The organism is Nostoc sp. (assembly GCF_036919595.1).
In the GTDB taxonomy this organism is placed as follows: Bacteria; Cyanobacteriota; Cyanobacteriia; order Cyanobacteriales; family Nostocaceae; genus Nostoc.
In genome coordinates this window covers 21,348-30,727 of the sequence record NZ_JBALCO010000189.1, presented here as the reverse complement: position 1 = coordinate 30,727, position 9,380 = coordinate 21,348, and the positions used below count along the sequence as shown (strand labels likewise).

7 protein-coding genes are annotated in these 9,380 nt (G+C 38.2%); 6 read left to right on the top strand and 1 reads right to left on the bottom strand.

Annotated elements, in window-relative coordinates:
• Positions 1 to 74 precede the first annotated feature (74 nt).
• On the bottom strand, positions 75 to 335 hold the full coding sequence (locus V7K21_RS29255) for a hypothetical protein (protein WP_335179422.1): 261 nt from the start codon (positions 333 to 335) through the stop codon (positions 75 to 77).
• A gap of 208 nt (positions 336 to 543) precedes the next feature.
• On the opposite strand from V7K21_RS29255, the gene V7K21_RS29250 reads away from it, so the two are divergent.
• The 6 genes from V7K21_RS29250 to V7K21_RS29225 all read left to right on the top strand — a co-directional run bounded on the left by V7K21_RS29250 (position 544) and on the right by V7K21_RS29225 (position 9,308).
• Complete coding sequence (locus V7K21_RS29250; protein ID WP_335179420.1) at positions 544 to 759, top strand: plasmid partition protein ParG; 216 nt, start codon at positions 544 to 546, stop codon at positions 757 to 759.
• A gap of 502 nt (positions 760 to 1,261) precedes the next feature.
• A complete protein-coding gene (locus V7K21_RS29245) occupies positions 1,262 to 3,016 on the top strand; it encodes a DUF499 domain-containing protein (protein ID WP_335179418.1) in 1,755 nt (584 codons plus the stop codon).
• A gap of 93 nt (positions 3,017 to 3,109) precedes the next feature.
• Entirely contained in the window at positions 3,110 to 4,312 is a 1,203-nt protein-coding gene (locus tag V7K21_RS29240; protein WP_335179416.1) for a hypothetical protein, read from the top strand.
• A 66-nt stretch (positions 4,313 to 4,378) separates the two neighbouring features.
• Complete coding sequence (locus V7K21_RS29235; protein ID WP_335179414.1) at positions 4,379 to 4,822, top strand: DUF7680 family protein; 444 nt, start codon at positions 4,379 to 4,381, stop codon at positions 4,820 to 4,822.
• An 11-nt stretch (positions 4,823 to 4,833) separates the two neighbouring features.
• The gene (locus V7K21_RS29230) at positions 4,834 to 7,773 is read left to right on the top strand and encodes a DUF1156 domain-containing protein (protein ID WP_335179412.1); all 2,940 of its coding nucleotides are present in this window, start codon (positions 4,834 to 4,836) and stop codon (positions 7,771 to 7,773) included.
• Positions 7,774 to 7,784: 11 nt separating this feature from the next.
• Complete coding sequence (locus tag V7K21_RS29225) at positions 7,785 to 9,308, top strand: DUF262 domain-containing protein (protein WP_335179411.1); 1,524 nt, start codon at positions 7,785 to 7,787, stop codon at positions 9,306 to 9,308.
• Positions 9,309 to 9,380: the final 72 nt, after the last annotated feature.

Here is a 9,380-nt window from a genome sequence, read left to right as displayed (position 1 = left end):
GCACTCGATTGCAATTACTTTACCGTATTTGCTGTGCTGTTTCTTAAATCCTTTACTAGTAAGCCTTTCAAGACTTAACGGGAAAAGTCAGATTCCTTAACCACTTCATAGGGTTTATCCTCACAGCTTTTAGCATCAAAGCGCTGAATTACTCTGATGCCATAATGCTGAAAAAAGCGTTCTCGCCCTTGTTCGTCTACTCGTGTCAATGGAGTGTGGTAGAGGCCATCAACTTCCAGAAGACCCCATTTTCCGTGATAGCAAACTAAAAAGTCATCTAAAGCCTGTTGATAAGTATCTAAGCGATCGCGTTGAGCGCTCACAGGTTTTACCATAGATAAAATCTCCTTGAATGGGGAAACCATAAGCCAGCGTCAGCCGTGGAAAGTTGGGCGCTGGCTTTTGGTGTTTTTTTGGTTAGTCAAATTCAGCAGTGAGGTCTAAATGTTGCAAATAGACTATGAAAATTAGGATAAACCAACTGGGTCAGTTGCCGCAACTGCGGTAACTGACATATTTGATCTGAACAGACCAAATGCCACAATGAGGCTAATTCGTGTTGATAGGGCAGTTGTGACAGAAGAAGACAAGACAGTAAATTTCCGAGTTTTTCTGCCGGAGGCTGAGAGAACCAGATTCAAGATTGCCTGTGCCAAGCATCGAACCACGATGAGTCAGAAGGCACTTGAGTTAATTCGTGCATGGCTAGACGCTGAGGAAAACGAAAATTCCTCAACTAATAAAGGGAAGGCGGATTAATGATGCGGTTTCGTCCCTTTAAACTCAGTTGAATGGTTTTTAATTGAAACAAATGTATCGTTAGAGAAATAAAGAAAGTACTTAGAGGAAGCAATTCATCGTTGGATATTGCTTTCTACATCTTTACAAGTATCATTAAGTACTATTTTCTGTACTAATGTTAGCACTCATGATACAGTATAATTTATAATTATTGGTAAATGAATACTCAGTAATTTAGCTAAACTCTAAATTTAGGACATTAGATAAAAGCAACACAACAAGCCCTCTTCTTCAAGCTAGTGAATTGTTTTTGGCTAATTAAGAATTGTAAAAATGGTAATGTTAACAGTTCGGTCTGTATTTAAGTAGGTTTTCTATGAAACGATGACAAGCTACACATAATTACAAATTACTTAAGTAGCAAATATTAGCTATTAAAAATTTTCTATGTAAATATATGCAAGCATACTAGAACATTTATAAGGTTAATATGTAGCAAATAATGCCGCTGCTGATTGCAATGAAAACCTTATTTGAAATTTGTAGCCCTTGCCCTGACATCTTAAAAGGAGATATTCGAGAATCTGATTTTGCGGCAGATTTAGCGCAGGTCATTAATGGTACAGCACCACCAGAATATGCTGTGCCAAACAAATTCTTTGCCAATACTCACCCCACTCAAGGGTTAAAAGCATTATTAAAAACTGTTTGTCAAAGACTGCAAGGTGTAGGTGGTTCTCCCGTGCTGCGTTTAGATACTCAATACGGTGGCGGTAAAACTCATAGTTTGATTGCTCTAACTCACGCTGCACAGGGAATGAAAGGTGTAGCTAATATTCAGGAATTTATTGACCCTGAACTTGTCCCCACAATCACAGTTCGACTGGCTGCTTTTGATGGAGAAAATGCAGATTCAGTTAACGGTAGACCTCTTGGCAACGGTTTGAGAGCTTACACACCTTGGGGAGAACTAGCGTATGGTTTAGCTGGGGTGGCTGGATATGAGAAAGTCCGTCAAAGCGATATCGAAAAAGTTGCTCCTGGGGCGGCTACGATTCAAGAGTTATTTGGCAATCAGCCAGTATTAATTCTGCTTGATGAATTATCTATATATTTACGCAAAATTAAAGGTAGAAAAGAACAAGACCAACTAACACCTTTTTTGACTGCTTTATTTAAAGCTGTAAGTTCTTCAGAAAAAGCTTGTGTGGTCTTTACTTTAGCAGTTGGTAAGGAAGGGAGAGCAACAGATGCTTATTCTCAAGAAAATGAATTTGTAGCGGAACAACTTGATGAAGCAACTAAAGTTGCAGGGCGAGTAGCCACCCTTTTAAACCCAACTACAGAACAAGAAACTGTACAGGTTTTGCGCCGCAGATTATTTTCTTACATTGATGAAAATGCAGCCGAGGAAGTAATTGGTAATTATGAACAGTTATGGATTAACCATCGCAGTGATTTACCAATTGAACGGGTGAGTGCAGACAGGGTAGACGATTTTCGTAATGGTTTTCCTTTTCATCCGGCGTTGATAGATTTACTCACAGATAAACTCTCTACTCTGAGTACTTTTCAGCGTGTCAGAGGAATGTTGAGGTTACTGACACGAACCATTGCTCATCTTTGGCAAGAAGAACCTGTAAATACCTACGCTATTCATTTACATCATGTTAATCCTGGCTACATTCCCATTCGAGATGAAATTACCACCCGTCTGGAATTAGGGAGGTTTGACCCCGTAATCCAAAATGATGTAGCAGCAACAGAAAAAGAAACTTCTTTAGCACAACAGTTAGATGCTAAATGGTATGCGGGTTTAGCTCCCTATGCTTCTTTTGTCGCTCGAAACATTCTTTGGAATAGCTTTGCATATAATAACAATTTACAAGGTATTGACGAGGTAAATCTGCGTTATGCCATCCTTGCCTCTGGTTTGGATATCAGTTTTATCAATGATGCTCGTCAAAGGTTTATTGCTGAATCTGCTTATCTAGATGACCGTCCAGCTGCTCCCTTACGGTTTTTGATGGAAGTCAACCTCGGTGTTCTCATTCGCCGCCAGACAAAGCAGGTGGATACTAATGAGGCAAGAAATTTATTACAAGACCGCATTCGTACCATTTTTGCGGGGAAGACCTTTAATTTAATCCCCTTTGCAGGTGGAGCCTACGATGTCGCAGATGATGTCAGCGATGGCAGACCGAATCTGGTACTGATTAGTTACGATGCTGAAACAGTTCGTAATGAAGCGGTGACAGTACCGCAGTTGGTATAAAATATTTACCGCAATCAAGGTAATCAAGGAAAATTCCGTCAATTACTGAATAATTTAGTATTTCTGGTTGCTGACGATGCCATTCGTGATGAGATGAAGAATAAGATGCTTTATCGGTTGGCATTAGATGGAATGCGATCGCCTGATCGTTTAGCACAATTACCAGAACACCAGCAAGAGAAAGTTAACGAACTTTACAAAAAGTCTGAACAAGAATTAGCCATTATTATTCAACAGTGTTATCGCCATCTTTTCTATCCGTCTCGCAATCGTCTAGATGGAGCAAACGTTGATTTAGCCCATACAGCTTTTGATTTACCTTCTGCTTCCGAACGACCGGGGAATGGACAGCAGGAAATTGTCAAAGCCTTGCTGGATAACCAAAAATTACTTCAGCCCAATAGCGATCCTCCTGCACCAAATTATGTAAGAGATCAGACCCCATTAAAAAAAGGACAAATTAGCACGGCTGAACTCAGAAGAGAATTTCGTAAAGACCCCCGTTTCCCCATCATGCTTAGTGATGACACCTTCATTAAAATGGTGCGATTAGGAATTGAACAGGAGATTTATGTTTATCAGAGTGGAGATTTATTATTAGGACAAGGCGACCCATACGCCGAAATTAAAATTGATGAACAGTCTATTGTTTTTACATCAACTTATGCCAAAGAGCGTGGTATTTGGCCTCGTCCTGTTGTCAGAGAAACAAGTGAAACAATAGAAACTGACACAGGTGATATTTCTGATGGAGATAGTCTACCTACCACATCCAAAGTAGGAGAAAAAAGTGGTAGTTATAGCGTCGATACTACTGAAGACCCTGTAAAAATTCCTGTTACATCAACTTCTCGTCCCAATGCTTTTAAAGCAGAAGCACCATTACGGGAAGCTTTAACCAAAATTTGGGAAGATGCACGCAACGCCAAAATTAAGAAAATTAGTCTGCTCAGTTTAAGGGTTTTTGATGGTAGTGATGGATTTAAGCTGCTTGGTGTGATTAACACTGTATCGGGTGCAGATAAACAAGTAAAACTATCTGCTGAATATGAAACCACCAACAGCAGTAGTTTTAGTATCGAGTTTGCAGGACAGGTGAGTGATGCTCAACCGATTAAGGATTTCTTGCAACCTCAATTACGAGCAGCTTCTGAAACTAATTTAGAAATAACTTTTACCTTAACCTACGCTAGTGGGCTAGACCTGAACACAGATGAACCGGAAAAGATAACAGAAAAGCTAGCCAGATTTGCTACTGGTGCAGCTTTTGTAGAAGCTTATGCAGAGGCGTGTTAAAAAATGGTTGTTGCTACTCTTCCTTTAAGTCAATTTTCACATCACTATAATTCTTTTACTAAGAATTTGAGCAAACCTTACTATCAATTAAAAGTAGAAAAACTGCCAGGAAGTGATTTATCTTTAGAAGTTTGGCAGTTACCATCTCCTGCTACACCACATCTCAAAAATCCCAAACGTGTTGCAGGAATTAAAGGCAGAAATTTTGCTTTAATCGAACATCGTTTATTGCGACAACTCAAGCAGATAGATATTGATTTAACCAAATTACAACGAGGGAAAATCAAAGATTTTGACCTTGATGAAGAACAGGCTTTGAGAATGGGTTTAATGTTTCGTGTGTTAGCACCAATGCGAAATCGGGAGAATATGCGCTGTTGTGCTGAAGGCGTTGAGGTGATGGGAAAAGAAGAAGCCGCCTACTGGTTGGGAATGGCGATGCACCGTAAAAATCCCAGACGAGTTTTAATGGCGTTGCGCTGTTTGTTGACAGACCCAAATAAAGATTAAAGGAATTAATAATGACTCGACGTTTAATTGAAGAATGGCTACCTGTAGCGGAAATTAGTGAGGAAAGTGTCAGAGAAAGGCGTTCAATGACTGCTTTACCTCCCATTTACTATCTTCATGTTTGGTGGGCAAGGCGGCCTTTAGTAGCGTCACGCGCTGCGGTTTTAGCATCTTTGTTACCTGCGGATGCAGACCATAAAAAGTTTCTTCATGTTTTGGGTATTCATGGTGATCCTATTGCAACTCGGAGAAAAATTGATTTAGCAAGAAGAAAAGGAGAACGTTTTGAAGGAGAAGCCTATACCTATAAACGTGCTTTTTATTATATCCCTTCAGATACAGATAAAGAATGGCTAAACTATGAAAGGCGTAAAATAGGTTTAGAAAAACCTCAAATTTTAGATCCAACTGCTGGCGGAGGTAGTATCCCCTTCGAGTCGATACGACTAGGCGTAAATGTGTTTGCTAATGATATTAATCCTGTTGCTTCACTTATTCTCAAAGCAACTATGGAATTTCCTATAAAATATGGATTACAAGTTTTAGAAGAATTTAATAGAATTTCTGCTAAGTTTATTCAACTACGAGAAGAAAAGTTAAAAGAATTTTATCCTCAAGAATTTAAAGCAAATGCAATTTCAACTAATTACATTTACGCTCGTACTATACGCTGTCCTTATTCTGAAGGTATAATTCCCCTTTCTCCTAACTGGAAACTTGCGCTAGATGGTACGGGAGTACGCTTAAAACCAGATATAAACAAGCGTATATGTGAGTTTGAAATTGTCCATAAAAGCAAAGACAAATCAACCGGAACTGTTAGCAGAGGTGATGCTCAATGTCCCTATCCTGATTGTAATCGAGTTGTTTCAGTTGATGAAATTAAAGCTCAAGCGCAAGCAGGAGAAATGGGCGACCAACTATTTACTGTTGTGTATAAAGAAAGAATTCAGACACAAACCAAAACAGGAAAAATTAAAGAAAAGTGGGAGAGAGGATATCGCGCACCATTGCCCAGTGATAATAATTCTACAGAAATAAAGACAAAGGTAGAGGAAAAATTAGCCGAGTGGCAAGCTTTCAATTTTATTCCTAATGAAAGTATTCCCGATGGCTTGAAGACTCTTGAACCTCATCGCTATGGAATGATGTATTGGAAAGACATCTTTTTACCTCGTCAACTCCTCTGTCATGGAACAAGTGTAGAAGTATTTCGAGAATTATTAGACAAAGAAGAATCCCAAGGGACATTAGATGAAGTAACAAAAGCAGCATTTATTTATTTAAGTTTTGCTTTAGATAAATTGCTAAATTATAATTCTCGTTTAGGACGTTGGGATACAACAACAGGTAGAGTACGTTCTATTTTTGATAGACATGATTTTGCTTTTGTATGGTCTTACGCTGAAATGTCACCTCTCATAACGGGTTTAGGCTATGATTGGGCTATAGAACAAACCGGAAAATGTATCGAAGAACTGATTGAATTAAGCCGTCCAGACATTGATACTAAAAAAAGTAACAGCAAAAATAAGCAACTTCAATTATTAAATACATCATCTTTTACTATACCTAACATTACAATCACAAATGATTCAGGAGACAACCTATCTCATTTAGAAGATAAAAGCATAGATGCCATTATTTTTGACCCTCCCTACTACGACAATGTGATGTATGCAGAACTCAGTGATTTCTTTTATGTTTGGCTAAAGCGTACCGCAGGTTATGTTTACCCTGAATTTTTCACCCGTCAATTAACAGATAAAGAAAACGAAGCCGTAGCCAACCCTGCAAAATTCCAAGGTGAAAAAGGCGCGAAAGCATTAGCAACCAAAGACTATCAAGAACGCATGGCAAGTATTTTTAATGAGTGTCGCCGTGTCCTCAAAGATGACGGTATTCTCACCCTCATGTTCACCCATAAAGCTCAAGGTACATGGGATGCTTTAGCCAGTGGTTTATTAGAAGCTGGATTTACTATTACTGCTTCTTGGCCTGTCAATACCGAAGCAGAAGGAAGTCTGCACATCAAAGACAAAGCTGCTGCTAAAAGTACCATATTCCTCGTTTGTCGTCCTCGTCCCCCCAAATCTGAAGAAGATACCGTTTATTGGGAAGATGTAGAAAAAGATCTTGCCAAAGCCGTCAGAAAACGAGTCCAAGAATTTAAAAAATATGGTATTAAAGGCGTTGATTTATATCTATCCTGCTTTGGCCCAGCCTTACAAGAATTATCCCAACACTGGCCTATAACTCGCGGTACTCCCAAAGCCCAACCAAAAGCAAAGCAGAAAAGTAAACAAACCAGCTTATTTGATGAATTTGACCCCTATGCAGTTACCCCAGAAGATGCGCTAGACGCAGCCAGAAGAGAAGTGAAACAATGGCGGATGGAACAGCTTTTAGGCACAAAGCGCCAAACCAATTTAGACCCCATCACTGAATGGTTTGTATTAGCCTGGGATGCCTTTAAAGCACCTCGTTTCCCCTACGATGAAGCCTTGCGATTAGCCAGAGTTGTAGGTGTAGATTTAGACAGAGAAATTGTAGGTTATTTAGCACAAAAACAATCTAGCGATTTAGTTTTATGGGATAGTAGCCAACGCGCCGCTAAAGCTAGTCTAGGTTCCCCAGATGGTAGCCGTGCCATGATTGATGCACTACATCACGCTGCTAACCGTGCGCGTAGCAATGGCTTAGAAGCTGCTAAGAAATTGCTAGAAAGCAATCAAGTTGATAAAAACGCAGATTTCCAAACCGCTTTATTAGCAGTATTGGAAGTTTTACCTGTCTCCAGTACCTATACAGGTTTTACAGAAGAAGAAGGAGAAGTTGCAGAAGCTGCTAAAGATTTTGATGTCTTAGAAAGCTTGCGCCGCTTGGCATTTAGCGAAAAAGTTCCACAGCCTAAGCAATTAGAACTGTGGCTGAATATTCAAACTGCATAGGAAATTGAGTTATGAAGCATGAAAAAGAAACCATTCGTAAAATGGTTACTTACCTTAATGATGAAGAAAAAGATGGTGGCTTTTGGTTGCCCAATATTCAACGCCCTTTTGTTTGGTCAGAAGAACAAATTGAGCGTCTATTTGACTCGATTATGCGTGAATATCCTATCAGCACGCTCTTGATTTGGCGCACTCAATCAAAAATCAAATGTCGTAAATTTATTGACCATTATAAACCAAATTTGAGACTTTCCGATTTTAATGTTCCAGAGAATAGTAAGACTAAACTATTAGTTCTGGACGGACAACAACGTTTACAATGTATGTTTATTGGCTTAAAAGGTAGTTACGACAGAAAAGAACTATTTTTTAATGTAATTAGTGGGGATTTAGCTCAACCAGAAGATATTCGTTATCAGTTTAAATTTCTCAATGCTGATAACGCTAAATTTCCTTGGATTAAATTCAAAGATATTGTTTTTAATCATAACAGATTTAATACAATTGCTCAATCAATTATCAATCTTTACGACAATTTAAGCAATGAGGATAAAAGCAGAGTTTTTGATAATGTCGCCTTAGCTATTAATCAGTTTTCTTCATCTGATTTTTTAATATATCAGGAACTTGATAGCGTTGATAATCGACAAGCTTATCAAGAAGATGATGTTGTAGAAATTTTTATTAGAGCCAATTCTGGTGGAACTCAATTAGGTAAATCTGATTTACTCTTTTCTTTGTTAACATCTAGTTGGGATGATGCAGATGAGGAGTTGGAAGACTTAATAGATGAACTAAATCGAAGTGGTTATAGTTTTACCAGAGATTTCATTTTAAAAACCTGCATTACTTTACTCGATAAAGGAGCGCAGTATGATATTAATAAGTTCAGAGATGGAGTTACCAAGGAAGAAATTGTAAAAAACTGGGATAATATAGCTAATGCTATCAAAGATGTTAAAGATTTCTTACTAGGCAAAACTTTTCTACGGACTGATAAAGCTGTTCCTTCTTATTTGGCATTAATTCCGATTATCTATTTCCGCTATAAATATCCGAAAAATTGGTCTAATATTGAACAATTAGATACCTATGTTTTAAGAACCTTACTGACTGGTGCTTTTAGCGGTAATCCTGATAAATTAATTGATAAATTAACCAGAAAAATCAAAGAAATTGAAGAATTTGATGTGAAACAACTATTAGGTGTAATTCGCGTTGATGGCAGAAATTTGCAAATTACTGAATCTAATATATTAACACAGCACTATTCTTCTAAGTACATACATTTGTATTTTAATTTATGGTATCAAAACTTTGATTATCACCCATCTTACGAAGCTAGTCTACCACAAATAGACCATATATTCTCTCAATCTCTGCTACGAAAAATTAGAACAATTAACCCAACTACAGGGCGTAAAGACATTCTCAAGTATCTGCAATTTGACCGAGATCAGATTGCTAACTGTATGTTACTAACTGCCAGAGAAAATGGTGCAGGAGGTAAGAGAGATATTCCTCCTGAACAATAATTTAGTGGCAAAAGTGATGATTATTTAAATTTACATCTAATTCCTAAAGACCGAGAGTTATGGAAGCTAGAG